Genomic DNA, 14,922 nt, shown 5'->3' on the forward strand with positions numbered 1-14,922 from the left:
GCGGCCACGGCCTGAGGGCTGTCCCGCAATTCCTGGCGGAACAGCCCTTAGAAGACCAGCACCCCCCTGGCCACCCGCCCGTGGTGCGCGTCGTCCGCCGCCTTGGCGAAGTCCTCCACCGGGTAGGTCTCGGTGACCAGTTCATCGAGCAGCAGCCGGCCCTCGCGGTACAGCTCCGCGTACAGTGCGATGTCGCGCTGCGGGCGCGAGGAGCCGTAGCGGCAGCCCAGGATCGACTTGTCCAGGTACATCGACGAGACGAGGAACGACGCCTCGGCCGTGGCCGCCGGTACGCCGAGCAGGATCGCCTGGCCGTGCCGGTCGAGCAGATCGATCGCCGTACGGATCAGCTCGGTGCGGCCCACGCACTCGAAGGCGTGGTCGGCGCCGTGCGGCAGGATCTCCTTGACCCCCTCCGCCGAGGTGAGGAAGTGCGTGGCGCCGAACTGCCGGGCCACCGCCTCCTTGTCCGGGTTGGAGTCCACCGCGACGATCGTCAGCGCACCGGCGATCCGCGCGCCCTGGATCACGTTGAGTCCGACGCCACCGGTGCCGATCACGACGACGCTCTCGCCGCGGTCGACCTTGGCCCGGTTCAGTACGGCCCCGACTCCCGTCACCACCCCGCAGCCGATGAGGGCCGCCGAGGCCAGGGGCAGGTCGGCGGGGATCCTCACCGCCTGCACGGCCTTGACCAGGGTCCGTTCGGCGAAGGCCGAGTTGGACGCGAACTGGTACAGCGGTTTCCCTCCGCGCGAGAACGGCTGCCCCGGCATCCCGATCGCCTTGCGACACATCGTCGGCCGTCCCCGGTCGCACTGTGCGCATGCGCCGCAACTGGCCAGCGTCGACAGCGACACGTGGTCACCGGGCACCACATGACTCACGCCGGCGCCGATCGCCTCGACCACCCCGGCACCCTCGTGGCCGAGCACCACCGGCAGCGGGAACGGGATCGTCCCGTCGATCACCGACAGATCGCTGTGGCAGAGTCCGGCCGCGGCGACCGCCACCAGCACCTCGCCGGGGCCGGGGTCGCGTATCTCCAGGTCGTCGACGACCTCGGTCCGTTTGCCGTCGAAGACGACGCCTCTCATCTCGGCTCCCTCGGTAGGCCGAGCACGCGCTCGGCGGTGGTGTTCCGCTGCGCCCCGGGACCCGGGGCGCAGTCGTGCCGACTCGCTTTCCGGGCCGGGGCCCGATCTCAGCCCGCAGGGAGCAGGACGCGTGCGGCAGGAGCGGCCGGCCACGCACCCACCCCGCATAGGGCTGGCCCCGTGCGGCACGGGCGGCAGGAACGGCCGGCCACGCCCTCCGCAAGGGGGGCAGTACCCCGCGCGGGCGCCAGGGGGCGCCTCCGCCGCCCCGGGCCAGGAGGGCGGCGGCGCCCACCTGTCTACGCGTTCGGCCGCGTCGCGGCCTTCGCCGCCGCCGCCATCTCCTCCAGTTGCGCCAGCATCGGCATCGGATCCGTGCCGACCGTCCCCGGCAGGAAGTCCGCGATCCGCTCCGGCGTCCATGCCGCCCCCTCCGCGTACCCGGCGCGCAGCTCCCTCGGCTGGGCCCAGACCGCGATCTTCGGGCCCGCGATCGTGTACACCTGGCCGGTGATCTTCTCCGCGCGGGCGCGCTCGCTGAGCAGGTAGACGACGAGCGCCGCCACGTCCTCCGGCTCGCCGATCTCCTTGAGCTCCATGGGGACGTTCGCGGACATCCGGGTCCGCGCCACCGGCGCGACCGCGTTCGCCGTGACGCCGTACTTGTGGAGGCCGAGCGCCGCGCTGCGGACCAGCGAGATGATGCCGCCCTTGGCGGCGCTGTAGTTCGCCTGAGCCACGCTGCCCTGGTGGTTGCCGCTCGTGAAGCCGATGAGCGTGCCGGCGCCCTCCTGCTTGCGCATCACCGCCGACGCCGCCCGGAAGACGGTGAACGTGCCCTTGAGGTGGGTGGCGACCACGGGGTCCCACTCCGCCTCGGACATGTTGAACAACATGCGTTCCCGCAGGATCCCGGCCACGCAGACGACCCCGTCGATCCTGCCGAACTGTGCGAGCGCGGTGTCGACGACCCGCTGCCCGCCGGCCATGGTGGAGATGTCGTCCGCCACCGCGACCGCTTCGCCGCCCGCCGCCACGATCTCCTTGACGACGGACTCGGCTATCTCGCTGGCGGGTTCACCCCCCTCGATGGAGACGCCGTAGTCGTTGACGACGACCCGCGCCCCCTCCGCCGCCGCGGCGAGCGCGACGGCCCGCCCGATGCCGCGGCCGGCACCCGTCACGGCCACGACCTTGCCTGCCAAGAAGTTCCCCATGCCCGGCCCCTTCCCGCGGTTTCTGACGGACCGTTAGATTCTATGGGTCATCAGGTCCACCGGCACAAGCCCCAGGAGGCGCCATGTCCTTGCCGGCCGAGTTCCACGACCTCGCCAAGCGCGTGAACAACTGGGGTCGCTGGGGCGCCGACGACGAGATCGGGACCCTCAACCTCATCACCGACGAGGTCGTGCGCGAGGCGGTGGCCACCGTCCGTTCCGGACTGCGCATCCCCCTCGCGCTCCCGCTCCAACAGGACGGCGTACAGAACGGGCTCATCCCGGGGCGGGTCAATCCGCTGCACACCATGGTTCAGATCAACCAGGAGCTCTTCGGCCCCGACACCGTCGCCACCAGCGACGACACCGCGGTCCTGAGCCTCCAGACCGCCACCCACTGGGACGCGCTCACCCACGCCTCGCACTCGGGGAAGATCTACAACGGCCGCCCGGCCGCAACGATCACCGCCCACGGCGGCGCGCAGTTCAGCGGCATCGACAAGGCCCCGCACATCGTCTCGCGCGGGATCCTCCTGGACGTGGCCCGCGCCCACGGCGTGGACCGGCTGCCGGGCAGCCACGCGGTCACGCCCGAGGACCTGGAAGCGGCCGAGGAGCTGGCCGGGGTGCGGGTGCGGTCCGGGGACATCGTCCTCGTACGGACAGGGCAGGTGCAGGTGTACCTCTCGGGGGACAAGAACGCCTACGGGTATCCGTCACCGGGTCTTTCGATCCGCACACCGGAGTGGTTCCGGGCCCGTGACACGGCCGCGGTCACCAATGACACGCTGACCTTCGAGATCTTCCCGCCGGAGATCGAGGACCTGTGGCTGGGGGTGCACGCACTCGATCTGGTCGAGATGGGCATGCTCCAGGGCCAGAACTGGAATCTGGAGGGCTTGTCCACAGCCTGTGCGGACGCGGGGCGCTACGCCTTCCTGCTGTCCGCCATGCCGGAGCCGTTCGTCGGCGCCACGGGCACCCCGGTCGCCCCGGTCGCGATCCTCTGAGCCTCCGCCGCGCGCACGGGAATCCGCCCCGGGCCTCCCGTGCGCGGCGCGGCGGCGTTACGCGCGGTGGAGACCGGCGTGCGAGGTCTCGTACGCCGCGGAGCCCGCCTCGTACGCGACGCCCGGACCGCACCCGCCGGCGCCGTCGCGCTCGGAGGGCCCGGGCTGCAGCTGCACCTGGATCAGCGGGATGCCGCGGTCGACCTCGCACCAGATGCGCTTGCCCGCGCCCTCCGGCTGCCAGCCCCAGCGATCGGCCAGGCCGTCGACCAGCTCAAGGCCGCGGCCGCCGGTGTCCTCGCCCTGTGCGTGCCGCTGCTGCGGTGGGCGGCAGCTGGTGTCGGCCACCTCGACCCGGACGGTCCCGGCGTTGCCCGGGGCCCCCGTCGAGCCGAACAGCATGCGCAGCACAGCCGGACAGCCGGTGTGCACGACGGCATTGGTGACGAGCTCCGAGATGAGCAGGATGAGCGTCTCGGCCAGCGGCTCGTCGTCTCCTATACCGGACCCGACGAGCCTCGAACGCGCCCATCTGCGGGCCCGTCCGACCTCCGCGGGGTCGGGCCCGACCTCCAACTGAACCTGAAGCACCTGCACCGCTCACACCATCCGAACCGGCGGACACATCGCCTCGCGCCTCCTCAGGGTCACGGAACGTGATTCCCTTACGAGACAGCATGGTTGACGTACAGTCACCGCAACAAGCGCTTCGGGCATATTCCAACGCGAAGGAGTACGCGTGGTGCATACTGTGCGACGCGCGCTGCGGGAAGTCGAACAGAGGCACGCGCCCGTCCCGGGAACCGCTTCCCGGGCAGGCCCGACGCTTCCGTGTGGATCACGAGCAGGGCACCTCTCGCGGACCGGAGCAGCCGCACAGGCCACATCCGGATCGCCAGGTTCCAGAACCACTCGCATCCAACGGAGCGTACCCGAGCCGGGCACCGACTCCACCCCGTGACGAATCACGCAAAGGACACAAGCCGGTATCGACCGATACCGACTGCGCTGCGTCACTCCGCAGCGTGAACCTCAGGGGTCCACCGCGTCACGTGCATGCGCCGGGCACCCACCCGCCGCGGCTCAGTCCAGATCTGCCGCCAGCGCCTCCTCCGCGTCCGCCGCCGTCAGCCACTGCCCGGCCCGCAGCCAGGCCCGCTTGAGACGCAGATGAACGTCCGCCTCCCAGGTGAAGCCCATACCACCGCACACCTGGAGGCAGTCGCGGGCGTTGCCGACGGCCGCCTCGTCGGCGAGGAGCTTGGCCCCGGCGGCCTCCACCGGATCCGCGGTCACGGCCGCCGCGTAGACGGCACTGCGGGCGGGCTCGGCCCGCACCAGCATTCCCGCGCACAGATGCTTGACCGCCTGGAAGGTGCCGATCGGCGCTCCGAACTGTTCCCGCTCACCGGCGTGTTGGACCGCCGCCTCCAAGCTGCGGGTCGAACTTCCGAGCTGTTCCGCCGCGGTCAGCAGGGCACCCTCGCGCCGCAGCCGCGCCCCGTCGGGCAGCACCTCCCCCTCGTACACGGACAGGTCCGGCACCCGCCACAGGGGGGTGCCCGGGTCGAGCGACCGTACGGGGCGGGCCTCGCGCACCAGCCGCCGCAGCGGCCCGCCGCTCACCACCCTCGCTCCCTCCTCCCCGTCCAGGACCAGCACCGCATCGGCCCCTTCCAGGTGCCCCACGGGCCGCCGCGCCTCAGCCAGAGCCACCACGGCCTCACCCTCCGCCGCCCCCTTCACCGCGCCCGCGACGAGCTGGGTGGCGGCCAGCGGTCCGGGCAGCAGCGCCCTGCCGACCTCCTCGAACAGGAGGGCGGCCTCGGGCAGGCCCAGGCCCACCCCGCCGGCCGTCCCCGGCAGCCGCAGCGCGAAGAACCCCGCTCCACCCAGCTCCCGCCACAGCGCTCGGTCCAGACCCCCTCCCCGCTCGTGCACAGCCCGCATCCGGTCCCTGTCGAACCGTCCGGCGAGCAGGTCCCGCATCCCCGCCCGCAGGGCCCGCTGGTCGTCCGAGAGCTGGAAGTCCATCCTCCGCTCACCGCCCCTTCGGCAGGCCGAGAATCCGCTCGGCGACGATGTTCCGCTGGATCTGCGAGGTGCCGGCCGCGATCGTGTACGAGAGCGAGGACAGCCGGTCCAGCACCCACTCCCGGTCCAGATCCAGGGCATCGCCCGCGCCGAGCACCTCGGCCGCCGCCTCGTACAGCTCCTGGCGGGCGTGCGAGTACCGCAGCTTGAACACCGAGCCACCGATTCCGGGGACGCCCCCACTGGCCTGCGCCTCGCTGACGTTCCACTGGGTGAGCCGCCACAGCGCCCGGAACTCGGCGTTGAGCCTGCCGAGCCGGCGCCGCAGCACCGCGTCGTCCCAGCGACCGCTGCGCCGGGCCTCGGCGGCGAGGGCGTCGAGGGTGCGTCGGCAGGCGACGACCTCGCCGACGAAGGCGGTGCCGCGCTCGAAGGAGAGGGTGACCATGGTGACCCGCCAGCCGTCGTTCTCCGCTCCGACCCGGTGCGCGACGGGCACCCGCACCTCGTCGAGGAACATCTCGGCGAACTCGGTGGACCCGGCGAGCGTGCGCAGCGGCCGGACGGTGACGCCGGGGCTGTCCATCCGCATCGCGAGCCAGCTGATCCCGCGGTGCTTGGGAGCGGCCGGATCCGTACGCACGAGGAGCTCGCACCAGTCGGCGACCTCCGCGTGCGAGGTCCAGATCTTCTGTCCGCTCACCACGTAGTCGTCGCCGTCGCGCACCGCCCGGGTCCGCAGTGAGGCCAGGTCGGAGCCCGCTTCCGGTTCGCTGAACCCCTGGCACCACATCTCGTCACCGCTCAGCACCGGCGGCAGCCATCGGGCCCGCTGCTCGGCCGTGCCCTCGGCGGCGATGGTGGGCCCGGCATGCAGCAGCCCGACGAAGTTCGCCCCGACGTAGGGCGCCCCGGCCCGCTCCGTCTCCTCCAGGAAGATCAGGTGCTGGGTGGGCGTGGCGCCCCGGCCGCCTGCGTCGGCGGGCCAGTGGAGGCCCGCGTACCCGGCGTCGTACAACAGCTTCTGCCAGCCGCTGTCGTACACCCGCCGCCCCGGCCAGTCGCCGGGGTCCGGCTTCCCCGGCAACCCGGGAAGCACGTCGGCCAGCCACGCCCGCAGGCGCGCCCGAAAATCTTCCTCTTCCTCCGTGTACGCGAGGTCCATGGCGCGCCTACTTGTCGAGGTCCAGGCCGAGCATCCGGATCGCGTTCCCGCGCATCAGTTTGTAGACGGTCTCGTCGTCCAGTCCCTTGACGTGGTCGAGCGCGACCTCCTTGGTGTGCGGGAAGGTCGAGTCGACGTGCGGGTAGTCGGTCTCGAACGTCGCGTTGTCCCGTCCGACGACATCCAGCGACGCCACCCCGTGCTTGTCGCGGAAGAAGCAGCAGAACATCTGCCGGTAGTAGTACGTGGAGGGCGGCTCGGGAATCAGGTCGCGCACCCCGCCCCACGCCCGGTGCTCCTCCCAGACGTCGTCAGCACGCTCCAGGGCGTACGGGATCCACCCCATCTGCCCCTCGCTGTAGGCGAGCTTGAGCTGCGGGAACTTCACCAGCACACCGCTGAACAGGAAGTCCATCATCGAGGCCATCGCGTTGTTGAAGGAGAGCGAGGCCTGGACGGCGGGCGGGGCGTCCGGCGAGGCGGCCGGCATCTGTGAGCTGGATCCGATGTGCATGTTCACGACCGTGCCGGTCTCCTGGCAGACGGCGAAGAACGGGTCCCAGTAGCCGGTGTGGATCGAGGGCAGCCCCAGATGGGTCGGGATCTCCGAGAAGGTCACCGCGCGGACCCCCCGGGCGGCGTTCCGCCTGATCTCCGCGACGGCCAGATCGATGTCCCAGAGCGGGATGATGCAGAGCGGGATCAGCCGGCCGCCGCTGCCCCCGCACCACTCCTCGACCATCCAGTCGTTGTACGCACGCACGCAGGCGAGCGCGACCTCCTTGTCGTGGGCCTCGGCGAAGGTCTGCCCGCAGAAGCGCGGGAAGGTGGGGAAGCAGAGGCTCGCCTCGACGTGGTTGAGGTCCATGTCCTTCAGCCGTTCGACGGGATCCCAGCACCCGCGCCGCATCTCCGCCCGGGTGATCCCCTCCAGGGTCATGTCGTCGCGGTCGAAACCCACGGCGGCGATGTTCCGCTTGTACGGGAACTTGAGGTCCTCGTAGATCCACCAGTCGGTCGGTGGGCCGTCCGGGTCCATCGTGATGACGTACTTGCCTCCGGTGTACGCCAGCTCGCCGATGCCCGCGGTCAGGGGCTGCGGGCCACGCTCGCGGTACTTGGCGGGAAGCCAGGTCGAGAAGAGGTGCGGCGGCTCGATCACATGGTCGTCGACGCTGACGATCCGAGGCAGTTCCGTCATGGTGTCCCCTTCGGCGCACGCTTTCTGATGGCCCGTCAGATTGACGTCGCCCACAGGCTAGCCCCGCACCCCTGGACCGACAAGGCGCAGCGCTCTACGCTCTCCGCACGATCTGACTACCCGTCAGCTGTGAGGGGTTCGCCGTGAACGAGACCGCGCACACCCTGGGTGCATCGGGCACCTTCTGGGAGCTCATCGAACGCCGGGCCGCTCTGACGCCGGACCGGCCCTTCCTGATCCAGGACGACCGCACGCTCACTTTCGGCGACCTGCGCACCCGTGCCGAGCGCGTGGCGGCGGGCCTGTACGCCATGGGCGTACGCCCCGGCACCGTCGTCGCCTGGCAACTGCCCACCCGCGTGGAGACGGTGCTGCTGTCCTTCGCCCTGACCCGGATCGGGGCGGTGCAGACGCCGGTGATCCCCTTCTACCGCGACCGCGAGGTGGGCTTCGCACTGCGCGAGTCGAAGGCGGAGTTCTTCGCGGTGCCGGGCACCTGGCGCGGGTTCGATCACACGGAGATGGCCGGCCGCCTCTCGGCGGACCTCGCGCACCCGCCCCGGACCTTCGAGGCGTACGACACCCTCCCGGACGGCGACCCGTCGACCCTGCCCCCACCCCCCTCCGACGGCACGGCGGTGCGCTGGATCTACTGGACCTCGGGCACCACATCGGACCCGAAGGGTGTCCTGCACACCGACCGCAGCCTGATCGCGGGCGGCTCGTGCCTCGCCCACGCGCTGCACCTGTCCGCGGACGACATCGGCTCGGTGGCCTTCCCCTTCGCCCACGTCGGCGGCCCGGACTACGCGGTGATGCTCCTGCTCTACGGCTTCCCGGCGGTGCTGTTCGAGCACTTCGCGATGCCGGACGCCGTCGCGGGCTACCGGCGCCACGGGGTGACGGTGGCCGGCGGCTCCACGGCCTTCTACTCCATGTTCCTCACCGAGCAGCGCAAGGCCCCGTCCACCCCCCTCGTCCCCACGCTCCGCCTCCTCGCGGGCGGCGGAGCCCCGAAGCCCCCGGATCTCTACCACGCGGTCGTACGCGAGATGGGCGTCCAGCTCACCCACGGCTACGGCATGACCGAGGTTCCGATGATCACGATGGGCGCCCCGGACGACACGGTGGAACAGCTCGCCGAGACGGAGGGCCGCCCGCCCGAGGGCATGGAGATCCGGATCACCGACGAGGACGGCAAACCGCTGCCGTACGGCACGGACGGCGAGGTCCGCCTGCGGGGCGAGGCGGTCTGCCAGGGCTACCTGGCCTCCCCCAGCCCGTTCGACGCCGACGGCTTCCTGATCACGGGCGACGTCGGCCACGTGCGGCCGAGCGGGCACCTGGTGCTCACCGGGCGGCTGAAGGACATCATCATCCGCAAGGGCGAGAACATCTCCGCGAAGGAGATAGAGGACCTCCTGGCCCGCCACCCCGACGTGGGCGACGCGGCGGTGATCGGCCTCCCGGACGCCGAACGGGGCGAACGCGTGTGCGCGGTGGTGGAACAACCCCCGAACGCCACCCCCCTCACCCTCCCCGGCCTGACGGCCTACCTGCGCGGCGAGGGCCTGTCGGTGCACAAGCTCCCGGAGCAACTGGAACTGGTCGACGCGCTGCCCCGCAACGAGACGCTCCGCAAGGTCCTGAAGTACCGGCTCCGGGAGCGCTTCGCCGCCTGAAGGGGCGGGGGGTGCCTCTATGTCGTTCGTCAAGGCATCCCTGTCGGGTTTGGGGTGGTTCGGGTGGGGGGCTATGCGGCGAGTTCGACGTCCTTCGGTGTCCGAGATTCGTAGAAGGTGCCGTCTCGGAGCATGGCGAACAGGACGCTGATGCGCTGGCGGGCGAGTCGGAGGAGGGCTTGGGTGTGGGTTTTGCCGCGGGCTCGCTGTTTGTCGTAGTAGGTCCGGGAGGCCGGATCGGCGTTCATGCAGGCGAAGGCGGAGAGGAACATGGCCCGTTTGAGCTGCCGGTTGCCGCCTCGGGGCGCGTGTTCGCCGTGGATCGAGGTTCCGGATTGCCGGGTGTTCGGGGCAAGGCCGGCGTAGGAGGCGAGGTGGGCGGCGGTGGGGAAGTTGGTGCCGTCGCCGACGGTGGTCAGCAGGACTGCGGCGGTCCTGACGCCGACGCCGGGCATCGAGGTCAGGACCTGGGAAAGAGGGTGGGCCTCCAGCAGGGTGCTGATCTGGGTTTCCAGGGCCCGGCGCTGTTCGTGGACGGCGCCGAGGGAGCGGGCCAGGGAGGGAATGACGGTGCCGAGGGTGCTGGTTCCAGGCACGATCACGGTCTGCTCGTCCAGGGCGTCGAAGACCTCGTCGATCAGCCGTGCGGCCATGCGCGGGGCCTTGGGGCGGATGAGCTCGACGAGTTTGCGGCGGCCGGCTTTCCGCAAGGCGGCTGGGGATCCGTGGCGTTCCAGCAGCCAGGTGACGGCCCGGTGGTCCAGGCGCGGGCCAAGGACACGTTCCAGGCTGGGGTGAAACTGGGTGAGAAGGCCGCGTATGCGGTTGCTGGTGCGGGTGGCCTCGGCGGCGAGGTCCTGGTCGAAGCCGACCAGGACGTTCAGCTCGGCGGTGATCTCGTCGGTCAGTTCCAGCGAGCGCAGGGTGTGGGGCAGGGTGCGGGCGGCGTCCGCGATGACTGCGGCGTCCTTCGCGTCGGTCTTCGCCTCGCCCGGGTAGAGATCGGCGATCCGGCGCATCGCCAGGCCGGGCAGGTAAGCGACCCGGCAGCCGGCGTCCCGGGCCACGGTCAGGGGCAGAGCCCCGATGGAGGCGGGCTGGTCCACGATCACCAGCACTGTGCCGAACTTCGCGGCCAGCTTCTCGAAGACGGCCCGCAGCTTCGGCTCGCTGTTGGGCAGCTGCTTGTCGAAGACCTTCTTCCCGACCGGGGTCAGCCCGTGGCCGTGATGGGCACTCTTGCCGACATCCAGGCCCAGGAAGACGCCCACCTCAGTGGTGTCGAACATCGATACTCCCTCTCCCCAAAGGGTGTTCACGGTGCCGGCCTCGGCGTTGGTGTCGTACGCGCGCATCCACGTTATGCAGACCTGCCGCCCGCGAGCCGTCCGGCATTGCGCCGGACCGGGCAGTGGCCGGACCTCTCATCAGCGTCTCCGACGGCACCTCCCGGGCCCGGTGACACCACCCCCCAGGTCATGCCTTCGACAGGGGGACACAGTCATGCCGGGCCCGGAGGCCAGCGGTCCCATTGCAGGACCGCCAAGAACATAACGGGGGGCCGGTCCTCAATCGCCGGACGGGCTCGATTGTGCGGGTGCCCCGGGGGGTGCGCCGTTGTCCGGGCGCGGGTTCCCTGCGGGGTGCGCCGTTGTCCGGGGCTCGGGGTTCCGTCCTCAATCGCCGGACGGGCTTGAGTGCGGGGTCCCCGCGGGGTGCGCTGTGTCCGGTGGGTGGGGGTGGTGCCCCTCCGGGCAGACTCCTCAAAAATGGCGTGTGCACCCGACGACGCGGAGGACCCGGGTCGTACGCCATTTTCTGCGGGGACTGCCCTGCACGGCCCCACCCTGCATCACTCGCGTGTGCACACCGGCCGTACGACTGCCGCAGACGCAGGGCGGCCGGTCCGGGGCCGTGCAGGGGAGTCCCCGCAGGACGACGAACAGATACCCGGGTCCGCTGCGTACCCGCGGAACGTTCGTCGTCTGAGGAGACGCCCCGGAGGGGCCACGGACCCCCACCACCGGGCCGAAGCGCCCCTACGGGGCACCCGCACCCCACCAAGCCCGTCCGGCGATTGAGGACGGAACCCCCCACCCCGGACCGGGGCAAGGTCAAGACCCCGCTGCCGCCCGCCCAAGGGCTACGCGTCGGGCTCGATCACCGTGAAGTACGCGGCGAACGCCGCCACCGCCTCCGCCTCCGCGATGCGCCCGTCGCGGTCCGCGTCCAGGCTCTGCGCGGCGAACGACGCCGCGTCCGGGCTCGCGCCCAGGACCCGCAGGGACCGCTCGACGGCGGCCACCGCGGCGGCCCCGTCGTCGTCCTGGTCGGCCACCGCGATGGCCGCCCGCAGGAAGGGGCGGGCGATTTCCGCGAAGCGCTCGGGGTTGTCGCGGAGCCGTTTCACCGCGCCTCCCACGAACTCCTCGCGGGTGACCCGCTGGTCCCCGTCGACGTCGGCGATGCCCGCCATGCCCTGCCAGAACGCCTCGGCCCCGCTGTAGAGCGCCTGGCCCTTGTCGCAGCGGGCCGTCGTACCGAACTCGGTGAGCAGACGGGCCGCGGCGGCGTTGAAATCCGCGCGATCGATGCATCCGTTGCCGTCCTGGTCGAAGGCGGCGAAGCGGAAGGCGATCTTGCGCTCATACTCTGCGCTGTCCATGCGGGGAGCGTACGACGCCCGCAGGCGTCACGTGTCACTTACGCGCGTCACCGGTGTGACAACCCGGTATTCATGTCCACCGCAGGCGGGTGGCCACGACGGCTCAGGCCGAGAGCGGCTGGGCTTCGTCGTCGACGGCGGAGTCCCAGTCCGGGTACACCTCGAACAGCCGGCGTACGCCCAGCGCGGCGAGCACCCGGTTGACGTGGGAGCCGTCCTCGGCGCCCCGCGCGGGCAGGATCAGGCGCAGGCGCCCCCCGCAGGAGCGCATCAGACGGCGGGAGGCGATCAGGACGCCGACGCCGCTGGAGTCGCAGAAGAAGACCTCGGAGAGGTCGAGCACGACGTTGTGGCGGCCCACGGCCACCGCGTCGTGGACGGACTGGCGAACGACGGGTGAGGTCACCAGGTCGAGCTCGCCGTGCATGTGCAGGACGGTCCACTCGCCCTGCTCGGTCTCGGCCACGGCGAACGGCTTCCCGGAACGCTCCTGCCCGAGCCAGGGGGCGTGGGGGACTGCGGCCGGATGTGGATTTCCAGGAGGGCAAGGTGTGCTCACGCGACTGGTGCCTCTCGTTCCGGGGATACCGGGGGATTCCAGTGATCCGGAAGTTTGCGTTCCTCCTCGCGGCTGCCCCGGCGCACTCCCCATGAAACACGGCCTCCCGCAGGAAGGCCCAGAACGGTTTCGGGCAGAAATGATCACTTCGGGTCCGAATCCGACGCTGCGGGGCGCCGCATTCTCTACCATCCGGGACGACCGCGGGGACGTACTTGCCGTAAAGGGGCGTGCTCGGACAGCCTTGCCGACTACATTCGATGTGACGAGGGGTACAGGGCGAGAGGCCCTGACGGCACAGGGTTGGGGGTCGCATGGCCAAAAACACACCACCCCGCTGGGACCGCAGGATGCAGCAGCGGCTGGCACGCGGCGAGGCGGCCGCGCTCGGCGAGCTCTACGACCGGTTCGCGTCCCTCGTGCACAGTCAGGCCAACCGGATGCTCGACGACGAGAGCGCCGCGGACCTCGTCACCCGCGAGGTCTTCGGTTACGTATGGGAGAACCCCGACGCCTACGACCCCAAGCAGGGCTCGATGCGCTCCTGGGTCGCCCGGCTCACGCATCGCGAGTCCGTGCAGCGGCTGCGCAGGTCCGCCGCCGCCCGGCAGACGGACGACACGTACGACTCGTACGACGGGGACGGCGTCGGCCCGGACGACCTGGAGGAACGCGTGCGCCGGGCCACTGCCGCGGCCCGCGCCGACTACATCGTCGCGTCCATGCCGGCACCGCTGAGGGCCGCACTGGAGCTCGCGTACATCCAGCGCCGCGACTACCGGCAGACCGCGACCGACCTCGGAGTGACCGAGGACGAGGCTCGCCGCCGGCTGCGGCTCGGGTTGCAGCTGCTGTCCACCGCGCACACCCGGCCGCTGGAGGGCTCCTCGCCGCCCGGATACGGACGGCAGCTGTGACCGACGACGCGGACGGCCGCGACGAGGGGGACGGGCCGGACGAGGAGGTGCGGGGCGCCCGGCGCATACCGGGGCCACGGGCTGCCGCGGACGACTTCGACCCGGACCGGCTCGTCATGCCGGCGCCGCCCGTGCCGCCCGCACCCGTTCCGGCCGAGTCGGAGGCCGAGTCGGCGCTGCCCGACTCGGAGCCCGTGCCGGAACACGCCCGGCCCGACGACGAACCGCCGGGCCCGCCCGCCCCGGTGCTCCCGCACCGCGTGCTGAAGGCCCTTCTCGGTGCCTGGGCGCTGACCGCGTGCTCGGCCGAGGAGTCCGAGGCCGTCGAGGCGCACCTCACGGAGTGCGCCCCCTGCGCCGACGAGGCCCTGCGGCTGCGCGACGCGGTCGGCCTGCTGCACACCGACCGGAGCCTGGACCTCGATCCGATGCTCCGGAGCCGGGTGCTGGACACCTGCCTGAGCCGTCGGCCCGCCAAGATCCCCGTACCTCAGTGGGCCGCCCCGTACGACGCGGAGACGGCCCGGCTCGACGCGCTGCTGCGCGACATCGGCGACTCGGAGTGGCACGCCCCGGTGCGGCTGAAGTGGTTCGAGGGCGAGCGTGCGGTGAACCGCAAGACGACGGTCGCCGGTGTCATCGGTCACCTGATGACCGTCGACGGGCTGGTCAGCAGCGCGCTGGGTCTCGACGACCCCCTCGCCGAGAGCGTCCCCGGCGCCTCGCGCCGGGGGTCCGGGCTGCCGCTCGCGCCCACCTCGCGCACCGAGACGTACTGGTCGGCCGCCCGGCGCCCGCCGACCCGCAGCATCCGCGAGCCGTGGCGCGACCAGAGCCACACCCTCATCCGCACGGTGTCCTTCGCGGGGCGGGGGGTCTCGGAGCTCTCCGTCTCCTACGGAGACTTCGCCCTGCCGTTGCAGGACGCGATGCTGGACCGCGCCTTCGAGTGCTGGATGCACGCCGGTGACATCGCAGAGGCGGTGGACTATCCGTACGAGCCGCCGTCGGGCGCCCATCTGCACCGGATGATCGACCTGGCGGCGCGGCTCCTGCCGGCCGCCCTGGCCGAGCGGCGCCGGGCGGGGCTCGCCGGTCCCGCCCGCCGGCTGGTGACGGCCGGGTCGCCGGGCCGCTCGCTGCATCTGGAGGTCGAGGGTTCGGGTGGCGGCAACTGGTACATCCCGCTGGACTCCCCCGCCGCCCTCGGCTCTCCCGATCACGCCGTGGCGCAGGTCGCGCTGGACGGCGTGGAGTTCTGTCAGGTGATGGCGGGGCACGTGGCGCCCGCGGAGGCGGCGGCCGGTCAGCGCGGTGACCGCGAGGCGATCCGGGACGTGCTCTTCGCGGCGGCCTCGCTCAGCAGGCTCTGAAG

General features: G+C 71.6%; 13 protein-coding genes. 4 read left to right on the forward strand and 9 right to left on the reverse strand.

What is annotated here, in order from left to right:
- Positions 1-47 precede the first annotated feature (47 nt).
- Together OG538_RS15225 and OG538_RS15230 are read right to left on the reverse strand one after the other, a co-directional pair.
- The gene (locus OG538_RS15225) at positions 48-1,097 is read right to left on the reverse strand and encodes a Zn-dependent alcohol dehydrogenase (protein ID WP_406093899.1); all 1,050 of its coding nucleotides are present in this window, start codon (positions 1,095-1,097) and stop codon (positions 48-50) included.
- Between the two features lie 299 nt (positions 1,098-1,396).
- The gene (locus OG538_RS15230; protein WP_406093901.1) at positions 1,397-2,314 is read right to left on the reverse strand and encodes an SDR family oxidoreductase; all 918 of its coding nucleotides are present in this window, start codon (positions 2,312-2,314) and stop codon (positions 1,397-1,399) included.
- An 83-nt stretch (positions 2,315-2,397) separates the two neighbouring features.
- On the opposite strand from OG538_RS15230, the gene OG538_RS15235 reads away from it, so the two are divergent.
- Positions 2,398-3,324: a cyclase family protein gene (locus OG538_RS15235; RefSeq protein WP_406093903.1), complete on the forward strand. Its 927-nt coding sequence runs from the start codon at positions 2,398-2,400 to the stop codon at positions 3,322-3,324.
- 57 nt (positions 3,325-3,381) lie between these two features.
- On the opposite strand, the gene OG538_RS15240 is transcribed toward OG538_RS15235, so the two are convergent.
- The 4 genes from OG538_RS15240 to OG538_RS15255 form a co-directional block, all read right to left on the reverse strand.
- A complete protein-coding gene (locus OG538_RS15240; protein WP_406093905.1) occupies positions 3,382-3,921 on the reverse strand; it encodes an ATP-binding protein in 540 nt (179 codons plus the stop codon).
- A gap of 486 nt (positions 3,922-4,407) precedes the next feature.
- Entirely contained in the window at positions 4,408-5,358 is a 951-nt protein-coding gene (locus tag OG538_RS15245; RefSeq protein WP_406093907.1) for an acyl-CoA dehydrogenase family protein, read from the reverse strand.
- 7 nt (positions 5,359-5,365) lie between these two features.
- Complete coding sequence (locus OG538_RS15250; protein WP_406093908.1) at positions 5,366-6,523, reverse strand: acyl-CoA dehydrogenase; 1,158 nt, start codon at positions 6,521-6,523, stop codon at positions 5,366-5,368.
- Between the two features lie 7 nt (positions 6,524-6,530).
- A complete protein-coding gene (locus tag OG538_RS15255) occupies positions 6,531-7,724 on the reverse strand; it encodes an amidohydrolase family protein (protein WP_406093910.1) in 1,194 nt (397 codons plus the stop codon).
- 143 nt (positions 7,725-7,867) lie between these two features.
- Here OG538_RS15255 and OG538_RS15260 point away from each other — a divergent pair, with 143 nt between their 5' ends.
- Entirely contained in the window at positions 7,868-9,406 is a 1,539-nt protein-coding gene (locus OG538_RS15260) for a class I adenylate-forming enzyme family protein (protein WP_406093912.1), read from the forward strand.
- Between the two features lie 71 nt (positions 9,407-9,477).
- Here OG538_RS15260 and OG538_RS15265 read toward each other — a convergent pair whose 3' ends face one another.
- From OG538_RS15265 to OG538_RS15275, 3 genes are all read right to left on the reverse strand, one after another.
- The gene (locus OG538_RS15265) at positions 9,478-10,695 is read right to left on the reverse strand and encodes an IS110 family transposase (protein WP_406099985.1); all 1,218 of its coding nucleotides are present in this window, start codon (positions 10,693-10,695) and stop codon (positions 9,478-9,480) included.
- An 854-nt stretch (positions 10,696-11,549) separates the two neighbouring features.
- A complete protein-coding gene (locus tag OG538_RS15270) occupies positions 11,550-12,071 on the reverse strand; it encodes an EF-hand domain-containing protein (protein WP_406093914.1) in 522 nt (173 codons plus the stop codon).
- Between the two features lie 103 nt (positions 12,072-12,174).
- The gene (locus tag OG538_RS15275) at positions 12,175-12,537 is read right to left on the reverse strand and encodes an STAS domain-containing protein (protein ID WP_406093916.1); all 363 of its coding nucleotides are present in this window, start codon (positions 12,535-12,537) and stop codon (positions 12,175-12,177) included.
- A 407-nt stretch (positions 12,538-12,944) separates the two neighbouring features.
- On the opposite strand from OG538_RS15275, the gene OG538_RS15280 reads away from it, so the two are divergent.
- Together OG538_RS15280 and OG538_RS15285 are read left to right on the forward strand one after the other, a co-directional pair.
- Complete coding sequence (locus OG538_RS15280) at positions 12,945-13,547, forward strand: RNA polymerase sigma factor (RefSeq protein ID WP_406093918.1); 603 nt, start codon at positions 12,945-12,947, stop codon at positions 13,545-13,547.
- Complete coding sequence (locus tag OG538_RS15285; RefSeq protein WP_406093920.1) at positions 13,544-14,920, forward strand: zf-HC2 domain-containing protein; 1,377 nt, start codon at positions 13,544-13,546, stop codon at positions 14,918-14,920. Before OG538_RS15280 ends, OG538_RS15285 begins: the two co-directional genes overlap by 4 nt.
- The last annotated feature ends 2 nt before the right edge of the window (positions 14,921-14,922 follow it).

Origin of the sequence: Streptomyces sp. NBC_01013, from assembly GCF_045162765.1 — a bacterium.
Taxonomy (GTDB): domain Bacteria; phylum Actinomycetota; class Actinomycetes; order Streptomycetales; family Streptomycetaceae; genus Streptomyces.

Coding starts and splice junctions, on each gene's coding strand:
- OG538_RS15225 (WP_406093899.1), bottom strand. CDS start 1,097: ATGAGAGGCGTCGTCTTCGACGGCAAACGGACCGAGGTCGTCGACGAC.
- OG538_RS15230 (WP_406093901.1), bottom strand. CDS start 2,314: ATGGGGAACTTCTTGGCAGGCAAGGTCGTGGCCGTGACGGGTGCCGGC.
- OG538_RS15235 (WP_406093903.1), top strand. CDS start 2,398: ATGTCCTTGCCGGCCGAGTTCCACGACCTCGCCAAGCGCGTGAACAAC.
- OG538_RS15245 (WP_406093907.1), bottom strand. CDS start 5,358: ATGGACTTCCAGCTCTCGGACGACCAGCGGGCCCTGCGGGCGGGGATG.
- OG538_RS15250 (WP_406093908.1), bottom strand. CDS start 6,523: ATGGACCTCGCGTACACGGAGGAAGAGGAAGATTTTCGGGCGCGCCTG.
- OG538_RS15255 (WP_406093910.1), bottom strand. CDS start 7,724: ATGACGGAACTGCCTCGGATCGTCAGCGTCGACGACCATGTGATCGAG.
- OG538_RS15265 (WP_406099985.1), bottom strand. CDS start 10,695: ATGTTCGACACCACTGAGGTGGGCGTCTTCCTGGGCCTGGATGTCGGC.
- OG538_RS15270 (WP_406093914.1), bottom strand. CDS start 12,071: ATGGACAGCGCAGAGTATGAGCGCAAGATCGCCTTCCGCTTCGCCGCC.
- OG538_RS15280 (WP_406093918.1), top strand. CDS start 12,945: ATGGCCAAAAACACACCACCCCGCTGGGACCGCAGGATGCAGCAGCGG.